Source organism: Lentimicrobiaceae bacterium, from assembly GCA_028697555.1.
GTDB lineage: Bacteria > Bacteroidota > Bacteroidia > Bacteroidales > UBA4417 > UBA4417.
This window is the reverse complement of the sequence record JAQVEX010000026.1, coordinates 15,649-35,275: the sequence shown is the minus strand read 5'-3', so window position 1 is coordinate 35,275 and position 19,627 is coordinate 15,649. Positions and strand designations below refer to the sequence as shown.

Below are 19,627 nucleotides of genomic sequence, written 5' to 3'. Positions count from 1 at the left end.
ATCCGTTACGGTCAAAAACTACAGTATCTATTCCTGCCTCTTTTGCTTTTTCGGCTATTAATTTACCTACAAGCTTTGCTTTTTCGGTTTTTGTAATTTTTTGAGCATCTATATCTTCATGACGCGACGATGCTGATAATAATGTTGTACCGGTTCTATCGTCGATAAGCTGAACGTAAATATCTTTGTTACTTCTAAAAACCGACATTCTGGGACGTTGGTTAGTACCTGATATTTTTTTACGTACGCGTAGTTTAATCTTGTTGCGTCTATATTCTTTATTTACTTTAATTCCCATAATTAAACTGTTTTTATGCTATGATTATTTATCTGTAGCTGATTTACCAGCTTTACGTTTAATTTCTTCGCCTACAAATTTAACTCCCTTTCCTTTATAAGGTTCAGGTTTTCTGAACGAACGAATTTTTGCCACAACTTGACCTAAAAGCTGTTTATCGTGCGACTCAAGAGTAATAATAGGGTTTTTTCCTCTTTCGGTAACAGCAGTAGCTTTTATTTCATCGGGAAGTAACAAAAATATGTTATGCGAATATCCTAACGAAAGTTCGAGCAGCTGTCCGGTTGTTGTAGCTTTGTAACCAACACCAACTAATTCTAACTGTGTAGTAAATCCTTCGGATACTCCTTTAACCATGTTTGCAATAAGTGAACGATACAAACCGTGCAGAGATCTTTGGGTTTTGTCGTCGTTACCACGTTCGATATGCATAACACCGTCTTCTATGTTAATTTTAATTTCGGGTGCAACTTGCTGACTAAGTTCTCCTTTGCTTCCCTTTGCGGTTACAACATTGTCGTCCGAAACTTTTATTTCTACCCCTTTAGGTATTGATATAGGTAATTTTCCAATTCTTGACATAATAGTTCCTCCAATTATATATTAACTAACATAACAAATTACTTCACCGCCTATGCCCATTCTGCGAGCTTCTTTATCGGTCATAAGTCCTTTTGATGTTGATACGATTGCCACACCGAGTCCGTTTAAAACGCGTGGTAGTTTTTCGCTTCCAACATACAAACGTAAACCTGGACGGCTAGCTCTTTGAATTTTGGTTATAGCCGGTTGTTTAGTTATAGGATGATACTTTAAAGCAATTTTTATTGTACCTACGTGGTTATCGGTATCTTCAAACTTATAATTCAAAATATAACCTTGGTCGAAAAGAATTTTTGTTATTTCTTTTTTCAAATTTGATGCAGGTATTTCAACTACTCTATGCTTAGCCATAATGGCATTCCTGATATATGTAAGATAATCTGCAATAGGATCTGTTATCATTTTTATCTTATTTAATTATTATACGTATTTATTTTACCAGCTAGCTTTTTTAACACCGGGTATTTTACCTTCGAGAGCCATAAACCTAAAGTCTATACGCGAAATTCCAAACTGACGCATGTATCCTTTGGGACGTCCTGAAATTTTGCAACGGTTATGAAGGCGAACCGGCGATGCGTTTCTAGGAATTTTTTGCAATCCTACATAATCGCCTGCAGCTTTTAATTCGGCTCTTTTGGCTGCATATTTATCTACCATTTTTTGGCGTTTTACTTCGCGAGCTTTTATTGATTCTTTTGCCATACTTATTATTTATTATTTTTTAAACGGTATTCCAAATTCTTTGAGTAAAGCATAACATTCTTTATCAGTGTTAGCTGTAGTAACAAAGGTTATGTCCATACCATTAATTTTAACAACTTTATCTATAACTATTTCGGGAAAAATAATTTGTTCGGTAACACCCATAGTAAAATTACCTCTACCATCAAATCCTTTGGCATTAATACCTCTAAAGTCTCTAACACGCGGAATTGATATAGAAATTAATCTGTCTAAAAATTCATACATTCTATCTCCTCTAAGGGTAACTCTAACGCCAATTGGCATATTACGTCTTAGTTTAAAGTTAGAAATGTCTTTTCTAGACTTTGTGGGTACTGCTTTTTGTCCGGCTATGCTTGTCATTTCTTCAACACCTACCTCAATTATTTTTTTGTCGGTAATAGCAGTGCCTAATCCCTGATTTAGACATATTTTCAATAGTCTGGGGACTTGCATCTTATTAGTGTATTGGAATTGTTCCATCATTGCAGGGACAACCTCTTCACTATATTTTTTTCTAAGTCTTGGTCTGTATTCCATTATTTTATAACCTCCCCTGTATTTTTTGAAATTCTTACTTTAACATCCTTTTTTTCGTCGTTTTTAAAACCGACACGAGTAGGTTTGCCATTACCGTCAATAAGCATAAGGTTAGAGATGTGTATAGGTTTTTCGAGTTTAACTATACCTCCCTGAGTGTTTTTAGCATTAGGTTTGGTATGCTTACTAACGACGTTGACTCCCTCGACAATAGCTTTATTTTTGTCGGTCAACACATTTAGCACGGTACCCTTTTTCCCTTTAGAGTTGCCTGCTATAACCATAACGGTGTCACCTTTTTTGATATATATTTTTGACATAATTAAGTTTTATTATAGCACTTCTGGTGCAAGTGAGATAATTTTCATGTATTGTTTTTCACGAAGTTCGCGCGATACGGGTCCGAATATACGTGTTCCGATCATTTCGCCGGCGTTGTTGATAAGAACAACGGCGTTGTCGTCGAAGCGTATGTATGAACCGTCTTTACGACGAATTTCTTTTTTGGTGCGGACTATAACAGCTTTACTTACAGTCCCTTTCTTTATATTACCCGAAGGTAATGCTTTTTTTACTGTTACGATAATTTTGTCGCCAACGCTAGCGTATCTCCTACCGGTTCCGCCAAGTACTCTTATGCATAGTACTTCTTTAGCTCCGCTGTTATCTGCAACCATCAATCTTGATTCCTGTTGTATCATAATAATTATTTTGCCTTTTGAATAATTTCTACTAGTCTCCAACATTTAGTTTTGCTCAAAGGACGTGTTTCTGCAATAAGAACTGTATCGCCTTCATTGCATTCGTTATTTTCGTCGTGAGCTGTAAACCTAGATGTTTTTTTGACAAATTTTCCATAAATTGGGTGTTTAATACGACGTTCAACCTGAACAACAATAGATTTGTCCATCTTATTACTTACAACCAATCCGGTTTTTTCTTTTCTTAATTTTCTAGTTTCCATACTATATTTTATGGTTTTATTTATTAAGTTTATCTGCGATTCTACGCTTTTGTAATTCTGTAGCCAATCGGGCAACAGTTTTACGATATGATTTTATTTTATTTGGGTTCTCCAAAGGAGAAACTGCATGATTCATTTTCAGCTTGTTTAATTGAACTCTGTGTGTTTCTAAGTGTTCAATCAACTCTGGTGTCGACAATTCTCTAATAACTTGCTGTTTCATGATTTAATATTTTCTGTTTTTATAAACAAGTTTGCAAAATTAAACAAAATTTGGGTCATAATCTTTTCTTACGACATATTTTACCGCAATAGGTAGTTTTTGAGCTCCCAAGCGAAGTGCTTCTTTGGCTATTTCCGGTGTAACTCCGTCTATCTCGAATAAGATTCTACCTGGAGTAACGCAAGCAACAAACAATTCGGGTGCACCTTTACCTTTACCCATACGTACTTCGGCTGGTTTTTTAGTTACAGGCTTATCCGGAAATATTCTAATCCATAACTGTCCTTCACGTTTCATATAACGAGTAATTGCCTGACGAGCAGCTTCAATTTGACGTCCTGTAATCCAGGTCTCGTCTAAAGCCTTTATTGCATATGTTCCAAATGCTAATTCGTATCCTCTTTTAGCATTACCTTTCATCTTGCCTTTTTGCTGCCTTCTATATTTTGTTCTCTTAGGTTGTAACATTTTTACTTATTTTTTCTGATGATGAAAACTTTATTAATAATTATTTTCTTGGGCGTCTGTCTCTATCACGTCTTCCTGCTCCTCTTCCGCCTTGTCCGCCAAATCCCGACGGTTTTCCTTTAGCTCCTGCTTCGGCTCCAGGTACTAGGTCAACTTTACCATAAATTTCGCCTTTACATATCCATGTTTTAATACCAAGACGTCCGTATGTGGTATGCGCTTCGCTAGCTGAATAATCAATATCGGCTCTTAAGGTATGCAATGGTATTCTGCCTTCTTTAAAGTGTTCGCTACGCGCCATTTCTGCACCACCTAACCTGCCCGATATTTGAACTTTTATACCTTGGGCTCCCGAACGCATTGCGTTAGATATTGCCGTTTTAATAGCTCTTCGGTACGAAACACGACCTTCTAACTGGCGAGCTATGGAATTTCCAACAAGTATAGCATCTAATTCGGGGCGTTTTATTTCCGATATATTTATTTGAACCTCTTTTTGAGTGAGTTTTTTCAACTCTTCTTTAAGTTTATCAACTTCAAGACCGCCTTTACCTATAATCATACCAGGTTTGTCGGTGTTGATAGTAACGGTTACTAATTTTAGTGTTCGTTCGATAATAATTCGAGAAATACCGGCATTTGAGAGACGAACATTAAGATATTTACGAATTTTATCGTCTTCTACAAGCTTTGATGAATAATCTTTTCCACCATACCAGTTAGACTCCCATCCTTTAATGATGCCTAACCTATTACCGATTGGATTAGTTTTTTGTCCCATAGAGATTTATAATATTGTTTATTCTTTATCTGTTTTTGTTTCTGTTTCTACGATTTCATTTTCAACAGCATTAATATTTCTGCTATCGATATAAACCGTAACATGATTTGAGCGTTTTCTTATTCTGTGAGCACGACCGTGAGGAGCCGGTTTAATTCTTTTAAGCGTTGCTCCCTGATCTACCCTAATTTCGCTGATGTACAAGTTGCTATCTTCCATTCTAACGCCTTCATTTTTAACCTGCCAATTTGCCAACGCCGATTTTACTAATTTATAGAGTTTTCCTGCTCCGTAGTTAGGCATGTGTTGTAAAATATACAAGGCTTCGTGTACATTTTTACCTCTAATCATATTTGCAACTAGTCGCATTTTTCTTGGCGAAGATGGACAATTATTTAGCTTAGCAAAATATAATTCTTTATTTGCTTCTTTTCGGTCTGTTGCTGTTATATGTTTTCTTGAACCCATAGTTTTATACTTTTTTAGTTCCTTTTATCTTTATTTCTTTTTACTTCCTGCGTGTCCTCTAAAGATACGGGTAGGACTAAATTCTCCTAGCTTATGTCCAACCATATTTTCGGTAACGTATACAGGAATAAATTTATTTCCATTGTGTACTGCGATAGTCTGTCCTACAAAATCAGGAGTGATTGTCGAAGCTCTTGACCAAGTTTTGATTACAACTTTTTTCTTGCTGTTAATAGCTTCATCTACTTTTTTCTCTAATTTGTAGTCAACGTAGTAACCTTTTTTTAATGAACGGCTCATATTATGCTGTTTATATTAATTTTTTATTTTTTTCTTCTTTCGATGATATATTTATTAGAAGCTTTAGTTTTAGAACGAGTTCTATAACCTTTAGCCGGCATACCATTTCTTGAGCGAGGTTGTCCGCCTGATGCTTTACCTTCGCCACCACCCATTGGGTGATCAACCGGGTTCATAGCAACACCACGTACTCTTGGTCTTCTGCCAAGCCAACGTGTTCTACCTGCTTTACCCGATTTTTCTAAGCTGTGCTCGGAATTGGAAACAGAGCCTACTGTTGCTTTACAAGCTTGTAAAATCATGCGTGTTTCGCCTGATGGCATTTTAATAATTGCATATTTCCCATCGCGAGACATAAGCTGTGCTCCGGAGCCTGCGCTTCTGACAAGTTTTGCACCTTGACCGGGACGTAATTCTATATTATGAATTACTGTACCGAAAGGAATTTCGCTCAAATATAGAGCATTTCCAACATCGGGGCTAACACCTTTGCCTGACTCAACAGTTTGACCTACTTTTATTCCTTGAGGTGCTATTATATATCTTTTTTCGCCATCGGCGTAAAACAACAATGCTATCCTACTGCTTCTGTTTGGGTCGTATTCTATTGTTTTAACAACTGCGGGTATATTTTCTTTATCGCGTTTAAAGTCGATGATACGGTATTTTTGTTTACTACCGCCACCTAAATTACGCATAGTCATTTTTCCGCTATTGTTTCTTCCGCCACTTCTCTTTTGAGCTTGCAATAGGCTTTTTTCAGGAACCGATGTGGTTATTTCTTCAAAGTTGCTGATAACTTTGAAGCGTTGTCCTGGTGTTGTGGGTTTATATTTTTTAAGTGCCATTTTCTCTTAAAATACTTTTAAATGTTGCTAAAAAAATCAATTATTTCTCCTTCGGCTATCGACACAATCGCTTTTTTGTATGCGTTTGTACGACCTGAAATAAAGCCAGATTTTGTATATCTGGATTTAGATTTCCCCGAAAAGTTCATGGTGTTTACGTTGGTTACCTGAACCCCGTAAAGTTCTTCTACAGCTTTTTTAATCTGGATTTTATTTGCCCTTTTATCGACAATAAAACCATATTTTTCAAGCTTTTCGCCTTGAACTGTCATCTTTTCAGTTATAACTGGTTTAATTATAATACTCATGTCTGATTAATTTTGGTCGTTGTTTGTATCGTAAGCTTGTTCTATTTGCTTAACCGACGATTCGGTTAATACTAAATATTTAGCTCTTAAAATTTCGTAGGTATTAATATCAGAAGCTCTCATAACTCTTGCATTCTGAATATTGCGTGATGATAATACTACGTTTTCATCTTTTTGAGGCAGAACCATCAATGATTTTCTATTATCAACTTGCAATGATTTTAAAATATCAAGATATGCTTTTGTTTTTGGGGTTTCTAATGTAAAATCTTCTACAATTTTAATTGAACCTTCTTTCATTTTGTACGACAATGCCGACAAACGAGCAATCTTTTTAAGTTTTTTATTCAGCTTAAAGTTATAAACTCTAGGTTGTGGTCCGAATGTGCGAGCACCGCCTCTGAAAATAGGAGACTTAATGCTACCTGCTCTGGCTCCACCTGTACCTTTTTGACGTTTAAGTTTTCTGGTACTTCCACTAATTGTCGAAACTTCAAGCGTTGAGTGTGTACCTTGTCTTAAATTTGCCATGTATTGTTTTACATCCAAATAAATAGCATGGTCGTTAGGCTCAATGCTGAATACCTGCTCGTTAAGTTTGAGCTTTCTGCCTGTTTCTTCTCCTTTAATATTATATACTGCTAGTTCCATCTTTCTAAAATTACGTATGAACCATTAGCTCCGGGTACTGAACCTTTAACAATAACTAAGTTTTCTTCCGGAACAACTTTTACTATTTCTAAGTTAATCATTTTAACTCTTTTATTTCCCATTTGACCAGCCATTCGTTTACCTTTGAATACTCTGCCCGGGTAGGATGAAGCTCCTATTGATCCTGGTGAACGCAAACGATTGTGCTGTCCGTGCGATTGCTCTCCAACACCCGAATATCCATGACGTTTAACAACTCCTTGGAAACCTTTACCTTTGGAAATGCCAACAACATCAATATATTCTCCTTCAACAAAAATATCGGCTTTAATAACTTCGCCAAATGCTTTCCTTTCTGAACCTTTAAAACGTGTAAATTCGGCTACAAACTTTTTGGGTGTAGTACCTGCTTTTTTAAAGTGTCCGATTTCAGGCTTATTAGAACGCTTTTCGTCTTTTTCGTCGAATGATAACTGAATTGCCTCGTACCCATCGGTTTCTTTTGTCTTAATTTGTGTTACATAACACGGACCTGCTTCTATTATGGTGCAAGGGATATTTCTACCCTCGGCATCAAATAAACTGGTCATTCCTATTTTTTTTCCAATAATTCCTGACATTATATCGAGATATTATGTTAATGTATTTTTTTATCGAATTAAATCTTAATTTCAACTTCAACACCGCTTGGTAATTCTAACTTCATCAAAGCGTCGATTGTTTGTGATGTAGAACTGTATATATCTAACAAACGTTTGTGTGAAGATAGCTCGAATTGTTCGCGCGACTTCTTGTTAACGAATGTAGAGCGTAACACAGTGTATATTTTTTTATGTGTTGGTAATGGTATAGGACCATTAACAACTGCACCGGTTACTTTTACGGTTTTTACGATTTTTTCAGCCGATTTGTCGACTAAGTTATGATCGTATGACTTTAATTTTATTCTAATCCTTTGATTCACTACTTTTTATTTTTATGTTAACGATTAATTAATAACCTTTTAATTTTTTTATTAAATCTTCGGAAAGAAATTCCGGAACTTGTTGATATTCTAAAAACTCCATACTGGCAGCAGCTCGTCCTGACGTTAAAGACCTTAATTTGGTTATATATCCGAACATTTCTGCCAAAGGAACTCTTGCTCTAATAACTTGGTATTTGATTTTTGCATCAACGCCTTCGAGTACGGAGCGACGTTTGTTAAGGTCGCCGGTAACATCACCTACATAATCGTCGGGTGAAATTACAACCAATTTCATAATGGGTTCTAACAATACCGGTTCTGCCTTTTTAGCTGCTTCTCTGAAGGCTATACGTGCACATATTTCGAAAGCCAAAGAATCGCTATCAACTGTGTGATATGAGCCGTCTATCAGTCTTACTTTTAGACTTTCCATAGCATATCCGGCAACAGGTCCATTTCTCATGGCTAACTCGAAACCTTTTTGTATAGCTGGTATAAATTCCTTAGGAATGTTTCCACCTTTAACATCATTGATAAATTGCAAGCCAGTAAAACCTTCGTCAACGGGACCCATTTCAAATTCAATATCAGCGAATTTTCCTTTGCCGCCTGTTTGTCTTTTGTAAACTTCTTTATGATGTATGGTTCTAGTAACAGCCTCGCGATACGAAACTTGCGGTTTACCGCTATTGACTGCTATATTAAATTCTCTCTTCAATCTGTCGACCAAAACATCAAGGTGAAGTTCGCCCATACCCGAAATAACGGTTTGTCCGGTTTCTTCGTTTACCTTAACAATAAAAGTTGGATCTTCCTCGGCAAGTTTTGCCAATGCTATATCCAACTTATCAACATCGTCTTTAGTTTTAGGCTCAACGGCTATACTTACAACCGGTTCGGGGAATGTGATTGATTCTAAAATAACCGGATGTTTTTCATCGCAAAGTGTATCACCTGTTCTGATAGTTTTAAAACCAACTGCAACGCCTATATCGCCTGCCTCTATGCTTTCGACCGGCTCTTGCTTGTTGGCGTGAACTTTCATAATTCGAGATATACGTTCTCTTTTTCCTGTACTACAGTTTAAAACGTAACTGCCTGAATGAACCGTTCCTGAATAAACTCTAAAAAATGCAACGCGACCAACATTGGGGTCGGTAGCAATTTTGAACGCCAAAGCTGCAAAAGGTTCATTGGCATCTGCATTTTTTACCACAACTTTACCGGTATTTGGGTCAATACCTTCAGCCGGTGGTATTTCGTAAGGATTAGGCAAATATGCTGCAATGGCATCTAAAAGAGGTTGTATGCCTTTGTTTTTAAATGAAGCTCCACAGAAAACGGGAGTAATTCGCATATCAACTGTGGCTTTACGAACAAACTTAATAATTTCGTCTGTAGTAATGGAATTGTTATCTTCAAAAAATCTCTCCATTAGAGAAACATCTTCTTCGGCTACACCTTCTATTAATGCGTTTCTGTATTTTTCTGTAATTTCTTTGTATTCTTCAGGAACTTCAAGTATTTCGAAGGATCTCTCATCGGATTCGTCCCAAACATAAGCTTTATTAGTAACCAAATCAATAACTCCTACGAAATCGGCTTCAACTCCGATAGGAATTTGCATAACAATAGGATTTGCTCCTAATCTGTCTTCAATTTGATTAACAACTGAAAAGAAATCGGCTCCTAACCTATCCATTTTGTTGACGTAGCATATGCGTGGAACTTTGTACTTATCGGCTTGTTTCCAAACTGTTTCGCTTTGAGGCTCAACTCCGCCAACGGCACAAAATATGGCTACAGCTCCGTCTAAAACTCTCAGAGAACGTTCGACTTCAACAGTAAAATCGACGTGTCCGGGAGTATCAATTATATTATATGTATATTCATTGTTATTGAAGTTCCATTTAACTGTGGTAGCTGCCGAAGTAATAGTAATACCTCTCTCCTGCTCTTGCACCATCCAGTCCATAGTAGCAGTACCATCGTGAACTTCGCCTAATTTATAGCTACGACCTGCATAATACAATATACGCTCGGTAGTTGTAGTTTTACCGGCGTCAATATGAGCCATAATGCCAATATTGCGTGTATGTATTAATTTTTCAGTTGTAGCCATTACTATAAATGAATATTAAAATCTGAAATGCGAGAATGCTTTATTAGCTTCTGCCATTCTGTGAATATCTTCTTTACGTTTAAAAGCAGCACCTTCTTCTTTGTACGCAGCCAAAATTTCGTTAGCCAACTTAGCCGCCATAGATTTTTCGTGGCGTTTGCGAGCGAAAGTAATCATGTTTTTCATGCCGATTGACTGTTTTCTGGCTGGTGGTATTTCGGAAGGTATCTGAAATGTTGCACCTCCAATTCTCCTACTTCTAACTTCAACTTGTGGAGTTACATTAGCAAGTGCTTTTTTCCATACTTCTAACGGTTGTTCGTCTTTTATTCTTTCGCCAACAATATCCAATGCATCGTAAAAAATTTCGTATGCGTAGCTCTTCTTACCGCATTGCATAATATTATTAACAAACTTAGTTACAACCGTTTCGTGAAATTTTGGATCCGGTTGAATAAGACGTTTCTTTGGTTTTGACTTTCTCATATCTACTTAATATTGGATATAATTTTTACTTACTTGCTTGTTTTGGGCGTTTGGCTCCGTATTTAGAACGTCTTTGTGTTCTTCCTTCAACTCCCGAGGTGTCGGCTGCACCACGTATAACGTGATAACGAACTCCGGGAAGGTCTTTAACACGACCTCCTCTTATTAATACAATTGAGTGCTCCTGCAAATTATGTCCTTCGCCGGGTATGTAAGCGTTAACTTCTTTTTGATTGGTTAACCTTACTCTGGCAACTTTTCGCATAGCTGAGTTAGGCTTTTTAGGAGTAGTGGTATATACCCTAGTGCAAACTCCTCTACGCTGTGGGCATGAATCTAACGCAGGCGACTTGCTTTTGTAAGTCATCTTTTTACGTCCTTTACGAACCAATTGTGCAATTGTAGGCATATTAATTATTTATTTGTTTTATTTTTATTTAAGTTAGCATATTGCTAAATTTATTACTTCTAAAAAAAGCTCTAAACCTTTTTTAAATAAATTGACTGAAAATTGTTGAGACACAGAGGTGAATGTAAGACCAAAACATAAGAGGCTTCTGCGAGCAAAAGACGGTTGTCTTATTTATGTTTTGAAACCTATAACGTCTTACTTCATCAGGTTTCTCGGACAAATTTAAAGTCCTATTTATCTAAAGTGATTTTTACCAATCACTTTTTTTAGAGTTTGCAAAAGTAAACATTTTTTTATAAATGACAAACATTATCACATTTTTTTTTACTTTTTTTATTTTATCGCTGATTTTAGTGAAAATATCCGGCGATTTGTATTTTTGTTGACCAATGAAAATTATTAATCAAAATAAAACATATTATTATGAATAAAAGGTTTACAGTTTTTACTCTTTTTTTAACACTAATTGTCTCAATTTCTTTAAAATCTCAAAACGCTACTTGTAGTACTCAGGACTTTGATGCTATTCATTACGAAATAAAACTGACTGAAGTAAACACCGCAGAAAAGACATTAACAGCCAACACAAATGTTAAGGCATTATGTTTGAAAAACAATATTAATAAGGTATGTTTAGAACTGTTATCTTTAAATGTAGATTCCGTATTTGTTAATAATGTTAGGAATAATAATTATACTCACACAGACGGTGTATTAACTGTTAACTTTTCGCAAAATTTTCAACAAAATGACACCGTAAACATTTTGGTTTATTATCATGGAACTCCTTTTATTGATTTATCGGGTTGGGGCGGCTTTCATTTTGCCGGCGATTTTGCTTATAATTTGGGTGTAGGTTTTAGCTCTATCCCTCATAATTTAGGCAAAGCTTGGTTTCCATGTTTTGATAATTTTACCGATAGAGCTTTATTTGATGTGCTGATTACAACAAGCAACGATAAACAAGCGACAAGCGGCGGTTTTTTATATGATACTATTGATAACGGAAACGGAACTACTACTTGGCACTGGAAAACCGAACATACTTTGCCAACATATTTAATATCGGCGAGTATTGGGAAATATTTCACAATTGAAGATTCCTTTGTAGGACAATACGACACCGTTCCAATTACCTTTACCTGTAGAGCTGGCGATACAGCGAGAATTGCATCTACTTTTGTTAATTTAAAAGAGATTACATCCATTTTTGAAGACTGCTTTGGTGCCTACCCTTTTGAACGCATTGGGTTCACAGCTACATCAAATGGGGCTATGGAACATGCCGCCAATATAAGCTATCCATACTCGGGCTGGAGTGGCAATACCGACTTGGAATGGTGGTATGCTCATGAGTTGTCGCACATGTGGTTTGGTGATGCAGTAACTTGCTCGAGTGCCGGACATATGTGGCTCAACGAAGGTTGGGCTGTATGGTGCGAATCGCTTTATAAGGAATTTTTGTATGGAAAAGATGCGTATAAAAACAACATGCGTAAAAAACTAAAAGATGTTTTGCTTAAAACACACAAGACAGACGGAGGTTATTACGCACTTTACGACATACCCGAAACGCTTACATATGGCAGTACCGTTTACGATAAAGGCGGACAGGTTGTTCATACGCTTAGAAACTACTTAGGCGACAGCATTTTCTTCGATGCTGTTAAAGAGTATATAAATACATATAAATATAGCCACGCATCGTCCGATACTTTAAAGAATTTTTTGACATTGCACACAGGCATTGATATGGCACCGTTTTTTGAAACTTGGGTTGAATCGCCGGGGTTTCCGCATTTTTCGATTGATTCTATAGTTATTTCTCCGACTTGCCCACACAGCGAAGTTGAAGTAACAGTCAGACAAAGACTTAAAGAACTACCGAATTACGCCAACGACAATCATGTTGAAATCACCTTTGTTTCAAACACATGGCAGTTTTATACCGATACTATGATTTTTTCGGGTGCAACAGGAAAAAAGAAGTTTTACATGGCTTTTGAACCTGTTGCTACTATGATTGACTACAACGAAAAAATTTCTGACGCTACAACAGACGAAGCAGTGATTATTAAACAAGTTGGGGCTTACAATTTTCCCGAAACATTTATGAGTATAAATACAACCAACATTACCGACTCGGCTTTGGTTAGAGTTACTCACAACTGGGTTGCTCCCGATAGTTTGAAAAACAACATTAAAGGACTTAGGCTTTCGGATACCAGATATTGGACTATTGAAGGTGTTTTTCCCGAAGGGTTTGTTACAAGCGGCAAATTCCCGTACACGAAAACGCAAGGATTTGAACTTAACCTAACACAAAATCGCAACGATTCCATTGTCATGCTGTACAGAATTAACGCTAGTAAAGATTGGTCGCCTATTAACTTTAATATAAGTGGCACATGGATGGGTGGAAATATTACTATTGATACGCTTAAGCCCGGTGAATACACGTTTGCCGCATGGGATTATAATTATTTGAATACCGATGATAGCTATATTAGTAAGGTAGAAAAATCGATAATAAATATATACCCTAATCCTACAAGCGAACATTTTAATATTATATCGAATTACAAAAGTGATGGATATATTAAAATATTCGATTCGGAAGGCAAATTGGTTTTCTCGCAAAAATATATTCCCGACCGGTCGACTATAAAATGGCAACCCAATAGTGATATATATGGCAATTATATTATTGTTCTGTTTGACAAAAACGGAAAATTAATAGATTCGCAAAAAGCAATACGTAGTCGGAGATAACTTTAGTTATATAATTATTGTCTTCATGTATTTCTATCTGTACATACAACACCTAAAAGTGTTTATTGATAGACACTTCTCCATAAAAAAAAGCATCACTTTTGTCCATTAAACCAAGTTTATATTTAATTAAGATTAAGCAATTATAAAAATAACATAACTTTGCACGATTATTTAAACAAAAACAATTAAAAATAGATAAAATGAAAAGAACATATGAATCACATTCACAATTAGTTGAAGCACTGAAGGGTGGAGTTATTATGGATGTTACAAACCCCGAACAAGCCAAGATAGCTGAAGATGCGGGGGCTGTAGCGGTTATGGCATTGGAACGTGTACCTGCCGATATTAGAAAAGACGGAGGTGTAGCTCGCATGTCCGATCCTGAAATGATAACAAAAATACAAGCAAGCGTTTCTATTCCGGTAATGGCAAAAGTAAGAATTGGTCATTTTGTTGAGGCTCAGATTCTTGAAACTTTAAAAATAGATTTTATTGATGAGAGTGAGGTTTTAACACCTGCCGACGAAGAAAACCATATTGACAAGCGTGCATTTAAGACTCCTTTTGTTTGTGGAGCACGTAATTTAGGCGAAGCCGCACGTCGTATTGCCGAAGGTGCATCGATGATACGTACAAAAGGTGAAGCCGGCACAGGCGACGTTGTTGAAGCTGTTAGACACATGCGTCAGATGAATAAAGACATTAAAATATTATGCACACTCGACGAAGCCGAAGTTATTCCTTTCTGCAAAGTAAACGGAATCCCATACGATGTTGCCCTACAGGTACGCAAACTAAATCGCTTGCCGGTGGTTAATTTTGCTGCCGGAGGTATAGCTACTCCTGCCGATGCTGCACTTATGATGCAATTGGGTTGCGATGGTGTTTTTGTAGGTTCGGGAATATTTAAATCGGGTGATCCGGTTAAAAGAGCAAAAGCAATTGTAATGGCAACAACAAATTATAAAGACCCTGTTAAAGTTATGGAAGCTTCGAAAGGCATTGGCGAACCAATGGTTGGAATTGGAATATCAACAATGGACGATGACGAGAAATTTGCCGGCAGAGGTTGGTAAGTTTTAATTTACATAGAGTTTGAAAATAAATAGGGGTGGTTTTGAAGCCACCCCTATTTATTTGGTATTAAAAATTCTATCCGATAAGAACGTTATTTAGTAATTACAGAGAATTTTTTAACTGTTCCGTTATCTGTTCTTAAAATATACATACCTGTTTTCCAGGAAGAAACATCTATCTTAGCGGTGTTGCCTTCCATTACTGTTGAAGGAACGATAACTTGTCCTCTAATATCTGTAATAATGTATGTAATAGGTTTAACATTATTAGCTTCTATATTCAAGTATTTGGAAGTTGGGTTCGGGAACATATTCAACACAACCTGATCTTTATCTTTAACAGAAACATATTTCATGTCTATTAATTTGGTTTGTATTACCTCTTGTGATGGCATATGTTGCAACCAAATAACAAGTTGACAATTATCTTTTACGAAAGCCGGATCTAAATTAACGTCTAATTGCACAACTTGGGTATTACCTGATGCAAAATTAACATAAGTACCGGTACCTGACGGGAACATAGCACGATTGACATAATTAAGTTCTGTAATACCTGCCAACCAATTGTGCGGTATGTGACTTTCGGTTAAAGCTGCAAACAAAAATATGTCGCTGGCGAAATAATCATGTAGTTGCTCTGCGGTTACAGTTGCTACATAATTATCTGGCGTTAGCTCCGATATTTCAACAGTAAGTTCGTGAGTTGAGGGTATTTGCTCCCTATTTTCATAGAAAGGCAATAAGAATGCGTAAACCGATAGTTGAGCATTACCTCCCTCTTTTCTCTCAACTCCGTCAAATATTGTAGTTGGGAAATTCTCAAGACCGTAGAACATAGCACGAGAGAGGTTGTCAGGGTTTTCGTATTCGTCGTTGATGTGGTACTTAACAGGAGCAATGTCTTTGCCATTTGCTATAAAATCATCGATTGCAAAAGCCACTCCGGGACAATATTGACACCATAAACCTGTACCAACTTCGGTAAGGACTTTTTCTCTATCTGTTCCACCGGGAATTGCAACTTCTGCAATATTGGAAGAACCTGAATAACCTAACAAATTTTTGTATGCTTTAACAACATATTTGTAATTGTTAGGATAAGTTGGAACCGGAAGAACATCGTCATATGATGTTGTGGTAACATTGTCGGCAATAATCACTCCGTTTCTTAAAACAAGATACCTATCAGGTACTATAGAAGTTGGAGCATCCCAGGTTAGACTAATTGTATTATCAACCAAATTAGCCTCAAGGTTTGAAGGTGCTTCAAGAGGATCAACTTCTGTAAATGAAAGTTCGTCGATGAAGTATTCTCCTTGCACACCACCTGTTGAGTGTCCGTAAAAGTCGCCGGCACCTATTTTAACAGGTCCGCCACCGCCATTAGCTCCCGATGACCATTTATAGCTATAAACGTGTTCGTCGTTAGCGTAGTAAGAAGCATAGTCATCATCTAAGTCGATAATAACTCTCATAGGGATCCAAGTGTCGTGATTGTAGGTAAATGTAGTTGCTGCTGCAGCTGAAGCGTCAACAGTTGCCGTTCCGCCTACAAGTGTAACTTGTAAACCCCAAAAACTATTAGCAGCTGCAAATTCTTGCAAAACGTTAAAGTAACCCATTTTTCCTGTTGGAATTCTCATTTTGAAGTCGTAATGGTATCTGCCTGAGGTTTTATCACCCAAAAGCAAAACACAATCGTTGTTAGTAACAACCTTTAATGATTTTGTACCGTTTGAAGCCTGTTCGTTAGACACTTTTGCATCTTCGGAACCACCAAGAGTTCCACTCCAGGTAGTCCACGGGTTGCCTGCACATTGTTGACCAATTCCTTGTCCTACTGTGTAGCTTTCAAAATCATCTGTAATTAGAACAGTTTGAGCAAAGGCAAATATACCAATGCATAAACTTAATGTTAAAGTAATTAGTTTTTTCATATTTTTGATATTTAGTTAATATTATCTAACAAAGATAATATTTTTTCTATTTATTTAATCAACTTTTTATTAAATTATTTAATAATTGCGATAATTATTAATTTTGCAAACAGTATTATACACCAAAAAAAATATATTTAGCACTATATAAATAAGTTTATCATGTCAGAAAAAAGTGAAAAATATGTGCGTCCTTCGTGGGACGAATATTTTATGGAGGTAAGCAAAACCATAGCCAAGCGTGCAACCTGCGATAGAGGCAGAAGCGGTTGTGTAATTGCAAAAAACAAACAAATATTGGTAACCGGCTATGTGGGTTCTCCCGTTGGTTTGCCACACTGTGACGATGTGGGACATTTATTTAAAAAAACTACTCACGAAGACGGTACAGTAACTAACCATTGCGTAAGGACTGTACACGCCGAGCAGAATGCAATTTGTCAGGCAGCCAAGTTAGGTATAGCCCTTGATGGTGCTACACTATACTGCAAAATGACTCCTTGCCGTACATGTGCTATGCTTATTATTAATTGTGGTATAAAAAGAGTTGTGTGTGAGTACAGATACCACACCGGAAGCGAATCGGAGGAAATGTTTGCACAGGTTGGAATTAAACTTGAATACGTCAACCCCGACGTTTTGGAATATGAGCAGCAGAAATAGCTTGTGTAAATTGTTGCAGTAAAGTACGTGCGAGTTTACTTAGTCTTTTTCAACTTGAAGAAATGCTTAAAAACCAAATTTGTAGTCAATGTCAGGGCTATAATACATTAACTTGTAATCCCAAGTTTGGTTAGAATATGAAGTTCCGATATTAAATCCGTACCTATCAATTATCTGGCTGTGCGAAAACTTAGCTATTAGAATAAAAGCAAAAATAAGTATTAGTCTATGTTTCTTAATTGTGTATTTGTTGTAATTTGTTTATGCATCACAACTTCCAATTTCCGAAAATATTACCTCCAACGTAGCTTCAACTTTACTATAAAGTTCATTGAGAGTGCTATCGTTATAAAAATGATGATCAGCCATTTGCATACATTTTTTTATGTTTTGCTCGTTGGGATTATCTGAACTCATTTCGCGTTCCTCGTTTTGCAAAAAAGTTTCGTAGGAAATATTATCGGTTTCGGAATTGCGTAATACAATACGGTTGTACCTTATCTTTGGGTCGGCATCAACAGCAAAAAGTATAAACTCACCCAATTTTCGAAGTGAAGTTACTTCGCCGGGCGTTCTTATGCTTTCTATAACTGCGTTTTGGTTTAGTTGTGCGGCTTGTTTGTAAAGCTGGTCGGTAATGTACGAAGGCGAATTAAGCGTGCGTAGCTCATTGGCAACTACAACCATGCTATCGCGGTTTACCTCCATGTTTCGCTTTTTTATTTCCTGAATTAAAAACTGCCTTACGGAAAAGTGATTGAAATTGTATTTATTTATCAAATAATCGACAATAACTCCTTTTCCTGCTCCAATGGTTCCTGTAATTCCTATAATTATCATTTGCTTTATTTTGAAAACACTCGGCACAAAATTAAATATTTATTGTAACTAATGCTTTTTGTTAGGCTTCAAATTTTACTTATAATTGATTATTGTTGTCCGATAATTATTTGGCTGTTGGTTGTTAGCTGTTGGCTGTTGGCTGTTAGCTATTATTAGCCCTGGCTATTGTGTCCCGAATTTTCGAAATTTAAATATAGTTTAGCTTTTAAGTTTCTATTCTTTTTATTTGTTCTTTTGTCTTGACACAAAAGAACCAAAAAGTCAAGGCTGACATTTCTTTTCTGAATTGCGTTCTCATAAATCCTAAGTTCGTGCGGGTGATTTCCGAGCAAGCTCGGAACTTCCCGTTCTCACTAAGGATTTATTTCGAACTCCATTCAGAAAAAATGTATGCCGTCCTTTTTTATAATATAATTTTGCTCATTGTTCATCTTTTTTATGTCAGATTATTGGTTGCTAAATAAGTGAAGTTTATTGATTACATAACAGCTTAACAAAGTCGCAAAAACTTGGAGCTCGAAACTCAAGACTAACTCAAACCACGAACCACGCAACCCGCAACACGAACCGACCACCGACCACCAATCACTAACCACAAAAAAGCCAACGGCTAACGGCTAACAGCTAATGGCTAATGGCTATATAAATCTGATAGTAATATTTATCAATATCGCTTATCTTTGCCGAAATTTTTTAACATGGAATGGATATATTTAATAATAGCGTCGATATTGGAAGTTGGTTGGCCCCTTGGCTTTAAACTTTCACAAACTACGCCGTATAAATGGCAGTGGATAGTATTTGCCATAATTAGTATGGGTTTGAGCGGTTTATTTTTGTACTTAGCACAAAAGTCCTTACCTATAGGAACGGCATATGTTATATGGACAGGTATTGGCGCTATTGGGACTCTGCTAATCGGGATTTTTTATTTTGGCGACTCGGCAAGTGCCTTACGAATGATTTCGGCTTTCTTTATTATTATTGGTGTTGTTGGGTTAAGGATTTTTCCATAGTGTTTTAACTCAAATATACTGAGGGCACATTGATTTTAAATACAAAGTAGTTTGTAGACAAAAATCTTTTTGTTCCTATTCGTAAAAAAGTTTTATTTTTGTGTAATATTGTAGCATAATTTTAAAAAAAAATTACGTTTGCTTTA

Annotated in this window: 27 protein-coding genes; 4 read left to right on the top strand and 23 right to left on the bottom strand. The window is 36.5% G+C overall.

What is annotated here, in order from left to right:
• The 21 genes from PHP31_05645 to rpsL form a co-directional block, all read right to left on the bottom strand.
• Positions 1–298: 50S ribosomal protein L18 (locus PHP31_05645; GenBank protein ID MDD3738759.1), on the bottom strand; the 298-nt coding region annotated here is incomplete at its 3' end.
• A 24-nt stretch (positions 299–322) separates the two neighbouring features.
• A complete protein-coding gene (rplF, locus tag PHP31_05640) occupies positions 323–880 on the bottom strand; it encodes a 50S ribosomal protein L6 (protein MDD3738758.1) in 558 nt (185 codons plus the stop codon).
• A gap of 21 nt (positions 881–901) precedes the next feature.
• A complete protein-coding gene (rpsH, locus tag PHP31_05635; protein MDD3738757.1) occupies positions 902–1,300 on the bottom strand; it encodes a 30S ribosomal protein S8 in 399 nt (132 codons plus the stop codon).
• A gap of 36 nt (positions 1,301–1,336) precedes the next feature.
• Positions 1,337–1,606 carry a 30S ribosomal protein S14 gene (gene rpsN, locus PHP31_05630; GenBank protein MDD3738756.1) on the bottom strand — a complete coding sequence of 90 codons (270 nt, stop codon included), beginning with the start codon at positions 1,604–1,606 and terminating at the stop codon, positions 1,337–1,339.
• 12 nt (positions 1,607–1,618) lie between these two features.
• Entirely contained in the window at positions 1,619–2,167 is a 549-nt protein-coding gene (rplE, locus tag PHP31_05625) for a 50S ribosomal protein L5 (protein ID MDD3738755.1), read from the bottom strand.
• On the bottom strand, positions 2,167–2,487 hold the full coding sequence (gene rplX / locus PHP31_05620) for a 50S ribosomal protein L24 (GenBank protein ID MDD3738754.1): 321 nt from the start codon (positions 2,485–2,487) through the stop codon (positions 2,167–2,169). The genes rplE and rplX overlap by 1 nt, the downstream gene beginning before the upstream one ends.
• Positions 2,488–2,499: 12 nt before the next feature.
• A complete protein-coding gene (rplN, locus tag PHP31_05615) occupies positions 2,500–2,868 on the bottom strand; it encodes a 50S ribosomal protein L14 (GenBank protein MDD3738753.1) in 369 nt (122 codons plus the stop codon).
• Positions 2,869–2,873: 5 nt separating this feature from the next.
• Positions 2,874–3,131 carry a 30S ribosomal protein S17 gene (gene rpsQ / locus PHP31_05610; protein ID MDD3738752.1) on the bottom strand — a complete coding sequence of 86 codons (258 nt, stop codon included), beginning with the start codon at positions 3,129–3,131 and terminating at the stop codon, positions 2,874–2,876.
• A gap of 16 nt (positions 3,132–3,147) precedes the next feature.
• Entirely contained in the window at positions 3,148–3,354 is a 207-nt protein-coding gene (gene rpmC / locus PHP31_05605; protein ID MDD3738751.1) for a 50S ribosomal protein L29, read from the bottom strand.
• Between the two features lie 39 nt (positions 3,355–3,393).
• Positions 3,394–3,822 carry a 50S ribosomal protein L16 gene (gene rplP / locus PHP31_05600; protein MDD3738750.1) on the bottom strand — a complete coding sequence of 143 codons (429 nt, stop codon included), beginning with the start codon at positions 3,820–3,822 and terminating at the stop codon, positions 3,394–3,396.
• Positions 3,823–3,862: 40 nt separating this feature from the next.
• Positions 3,863–4,603: a 30S ribosomal protein S3 gene (gene rpsC, locus PHP31_05595; GenBank protein ID MDD3738749.1), complete on the bottom strand. Its 741-nt coding sequence runs from the start codon at positions 4,601–4,603 to the stop codon at positions 3,863–3,865.
• Between the two features lie 18 nt (positions 4,604–4,621).
• The gene (rplV, locus tag PHP31_05590; GenBank protein ID MDD3738748.1) at positions 4,622–5,071 is read right to left on the bottom strand and encodes a 50S ribosomal protein L22; all 450 of its coding nucleotides are present in this window, start codon (positions 5,069–5,071) and stop codon (positions 4,622–4,624) included.
• 30 nt (positions 5,072–5,101) lie between these two features.
• Positions 5,102–5,371: a 30S ribosomal protein S19 gene (gene rpsS, locus PHP31_05585; GenBank protein ID MDD3738747.1), complete on the bottom strand. Its 270-nt coding sequence runs from the start codon at positions 5,369–5,371 to the stop codon at positions 5,102–5,104.
• Between the two features lie 23 nt (positions 5,372–5,394).
• Positions 5,395–6,219 carry a 50S ribosomal protein L2 gene (gene rplB / locus PHP31_05580; protein ID MDD3738746.1) on the bottom strand — a complete coding sequence of 275 codons (825 nt, stop codon included), beginning with the start codon at positions 6,217–6,219 and terminating at the stop codon, positions 5,395–5,397.
• Positions 6,220–6,236: 17 nt separating this feature from the next.
• A complete protein-coding gene (rplW, locus tag PHP31_05575; GenBank protein MDD3738745.1) occupies positions 6,237–6,527 on the bottom strand; it encodes a 50S ribosomal protein L23 in 291 nt (96 codons plus the stop codon).
• Between the two features lie 6 nt (positions 6,528–6,533).
• Positions 6,534–7,178: a 50S ribosomal protein L4 gene (gene rplD / locus PHP31_05570; GenBank protein MDD3738744.1), complete on the bottom strand. Its 645-nt coding sequence runs from the start codon at positions 7,176–7,178 to the stop codon at positions 6,534–6,536.
• The gene (gene rplC, locus PHP31_05565) at positions 7,169–7,798 is read right to left on the bottom strand and encodes a 50S ribosomal protein L3 (protein MDD3738743.1); all 630 of its coding nucleotides are present in this window, start codon (positions 7,796–7,798) and stop codon (positions 7,169–7,171) included. The genes rplD and rplC overlap by 10 nt, the downstream gene beginning before the upstream one ends.
• 38 nt (positions 7,799–7,836) lie before the next feature.
• Positions 7,837–8,142: a 30S ribosomal protein S10 gene (gene rpsJ, locus PHP31_05560; protein MDD3738742.1), complete on the bottom strand. Its 306-nt coding sequence runs from the start codon at positions 8,140–8,142 to the stop codon at positions 7,837–7,839.
• Between the two features lie 28 nt (positions 8,143–8,170).
• Positions 8,171–10,267, bottom strand: coding sequence for an elongation factor G (fusA, locus tag PHP31_05555; GenBank protein ID MDD3738741.1), 2,097 nt, complete (start codon positions 10,265–10,267; stop codon positions 8,171–8,173).
• Between the two features lie 15 nt (positions 10,268–10,282).
• Entirely contained in the window at positions 10,283–10,753 is a 471-nt protein-coding gene (gene rpsG, locus PHP31_05550; protein MDD3738740.1) for a 30S ribosomal protein S7, read from the bottom strand.
• Between the two features lie 25 nt (positions 10,754–10,778).
• Positions 10,779–11,162 carry a 30S ribosomal protein S12 gene (rpsL, locus tag PHP31_05545; protein ID MDD3738739.1) on the bottom strand — a complete coding sequence of 128 codons (384 nt, stop codon included), beginning with the start codon at positions 11,160–11,162 and terminating at the stop codon, positions 10,779–10,781.
• A gap of 426 nt (positions 11,163–11,588) precedes the next feature.
• Here rpsL and PHP31_05540 point away from each other — a divergent pair, with 426 nt between their 5' ends.
• Both PHP31_05540 and pdxS read left to right on the top strand, forming a co-directional pair.
• The gene (locus tag PHP31_05540; protein ID MDD3738738.1) at positions 11,589–13,937 is read left to right on the top strand and encodes a M1 family aminopeptidase; all 2,349 of its coding nucleotides are present in this window, start codon (positions 11,589–11,591) and stop codon (positions 13,935–13,937) included.
• Positions 13,938–14,140: 203 nt separating this feature from the next.
• Positions 14,141–15,019: a pyridoxal 5'-phosphate synthase lyase subunit PdxS gene (pdxS, locus tag PHP31_05535; protein MDD3738737.1), complete on the top strand. Its 879-nt coding sequence runs from the start codon at positions 14,141–14,143 to the stop codon at positions 15,017–15,019.
• 92 nt (positions 15,020–15,111) lie between these two features.
• Here the strand turns inward: pdxS and PHP31_05530 are convergent, their stop codons facing one another.
• Positions 15,112–16,959 carry a T9SS type A sorting domain-containing protein gene (locus PHP31_05530; protein MDD3738736.1) on the bottom strand — a complete coding sequence of 616 codons (1,848 nt, stop codon included), beginning with the start codon at positions 16,957–16,959 and terminating at the stop codon, positions 15,112–15,114.
• Positions 16,960–17,121: 162 nt separating this feature from the next.
• Here PHP31_05530 and PHP31_05525 point away from each other — a divergent pair, with 162 nt between their 5' ends.
• Entirely contained in the window at positions 17,122–17,622 is a 501-nt protein-coding gene (locus tag PHP31_05525; GenBank protein ID MDD3738735.1) for a cytidine/deoxycytidylate deaminase family protein, read from the top strand.
• A 261-nt stretch (positions 17,623–17,883) separates the two neighbouring features.
• On the opposite strand, the gene PHP31_05520 is transcribed toward PHP31_05525, so the two are convergent.
• Entirely contained in the window at positions 17,884–18,462 is a 579-nt protein-coding gene (locus tag PHP31_05520; GenBank protein MDD3738734.1) for an AAA family ATPase, read from the bottom strand.
• 701 nt (positions 18,463–19,163) lie between these two features.
• On the opposite strand from PHP31_05520, the gene PHP31_05515 reads away from it, so the two are divergent.
• On the top strand, positions 19,164–19,481 hold the full coding sequence (locus tag PHP31_05515; GenBank protein ID MDD3738733.1) for a multidrug efflux SMR transporter: 318 nt from the start codon (positions 19,164–19,166) through the stop codon (positions 19,479–19,481).
• Positions 19,482–19,627: the final 146 nt, after the last annotated feature.

What these genes read in the sequence shown, in the direction of transcription:
- rpsN (MDD3738756.1), bottom strand. Translation starts at nt 1,606, where the DNA reads ATGGCAAAAGAATCAATAAAAGCTCGCGAAGTAAAACGCCAAAAAATG.
- rpsC (MDD3738749.1), bottom strand. Translation starts at nt 4,603, where the DNA reads ATGGGACAAAAAACTAATCCAATCGGTAATAGGTTAGGCATCATTAAA.
- rpsG (MDD3738740.1), bottom strand. Translation starts at nt 10,753, where the DNA reads ATGAGAAAGTCAAAACCAAAGAAACGTCTTATTCAACCGGATCCAAAA.
- rplC (MDD3738743.1), bottom strand. Translation starts at nt 7,798, where the DNA reads ATGTCAGGAATTATTGGAAAAAAAATAGGAATGACCAGTTTATTTGAT.
- rplV (MDD3738748.1), bottom strand. Translation starts at nt 5,071, where the DNA reads ATGGGTTCAAGAAAACATATAACAGCAACAGACCGAAAAGAAGCAAAT.
- PHP31_05525 (MDD3738735.1), top strand. Translation starts at nt 17,122, where the DNA reads ATGTCAGAAAAAAGTGAAAAATATGTGCGTCCTTCGTGGGACGAATAT.
- rplW (MDD3738745.1), bottom strand. Translation starts at nt 6,527, where the DNA reads ATGAGTATTATAATTAAACCAGTTATAACTGAAAAGATGACAGTTCAA.
- rplE (MDD3738755.1), bottom strand. Translation starts at nt 2,167, where the DNA reads ATGGAATACAGACCAAGACTTAGAAAAAAATATAGTGAAGAGGTTGTC.
- PHP31_05530 (MDD3738736.1), bottom strand. Translation starts at nt 16,959, where the DNA reads ATGAAAAAACTAATTACTTTAACATTAAGTTTATGCATTGGTATATTT.
- rplF (MDD3738758.1), bottom strand. Translation starts at nt 880, where the DNA reads ATGTCAAGAATTGGAAAATTACCTATATCAATACCTAAAGGGGTAGAA.
- rpsQ (MDD3738752.1), bottom strand. Translation starts at nt 3,131, where the DNA reads ATGGAAACTAGAAAATTAAGAAAAGAAAAAACCGGATTGGTTGTAAGT.
- PHP31_05520 (MDD3738734.1), bottom strand. Translation starts at nt 18,462, where the DNA reads ATGATAATTATAGGAATTACAGGAACCATTGGAGCAGGAAAAGGAGTT.
- PHP31_05540 (MDD3738738.1), top strand. Translation starts at nt 11,589, where the DNA reads ATGAATAAAAGGTTTACAGTTTTTACTCTTTTTTTAACACTAATTGTC.
- pdxS (MDD3738737.1), top strand. Translation starts at nt 14,141, where the DNA reads ATGAAAAGAACATATGAATCACATTCACAATTAGTTGAAGCACTGAAG.
- rplD (MDD3738744.1), bottom strand. Translation starts at nt 7,178, where the DNA reads ATGGAACTAGCAGTATATAATATTAAAGGAGAAGAAACAGGCAGAAAG.
- rpmC (MDD3738751.1), bottom strand. Translation starts at nt 3,354, where the DNA reads ATGAAACAGCAAGTTATTAGAGAATTGTCGACACCAGAGTTGATTGAA.
- rplB (MDD3738746.1), bottom strand. Translation starts at nt 6,219, where the DNA reads ATGGCACTTAAAAAATATAAACCCACAACACCAGGACAACGCTTCAAA.
- rplX (MDD3738754.1), bottom strand. Translation starts at nt 2,487, where the DNA reads ATGTCAAAAATATATATCAAAAAAGGTGACACCGTTATGGTTATAGCA.
- fusA (MDD3738741.1), bottom strand. Translation starts at nt 10,267, where the DNA reads ATGGCTACAACTGAAAAATTAATACATACACGCAATATTGGCATTATG.
- rplP (MDD3738750.1), bottom strand. Translation starts at nt 3,822, where the DNA reads ATGTTACAACCTAAGAGAACAAAATATAGAAGGCAGCAAAAAGGCAAG.
- rpsS (MDD3738747.1), bottom strand. Translation starts at nt 5,371, where the DNA reads ATGAGCCGTTCATTAAAAAAAGGTTACTACGTTGACTACAAATTAGAG.
- PHP31_05515 (MDD3738733.1), top strand. Translation starts at nt 19,164, where the DNA reads ATGGAATGGATATATTTAATAATAGCGTCGATATTGGAAGTTGGTTGG.
- rplN (MDD3738753.1), bottom strand. Translation starts at nt 2,868, where the DNA reads ATGATACAACAGGAATCAAGATTGATGGTTGCAGATAACAGCGGAGCT.
- rpsL (MDD3738739.1), bottom strand. Translation starts at nt 11,162, where the DNA reads ATGCCTACAATTGCACAATTGGTTCGTAAAGGACGTAAAAAGATGACT.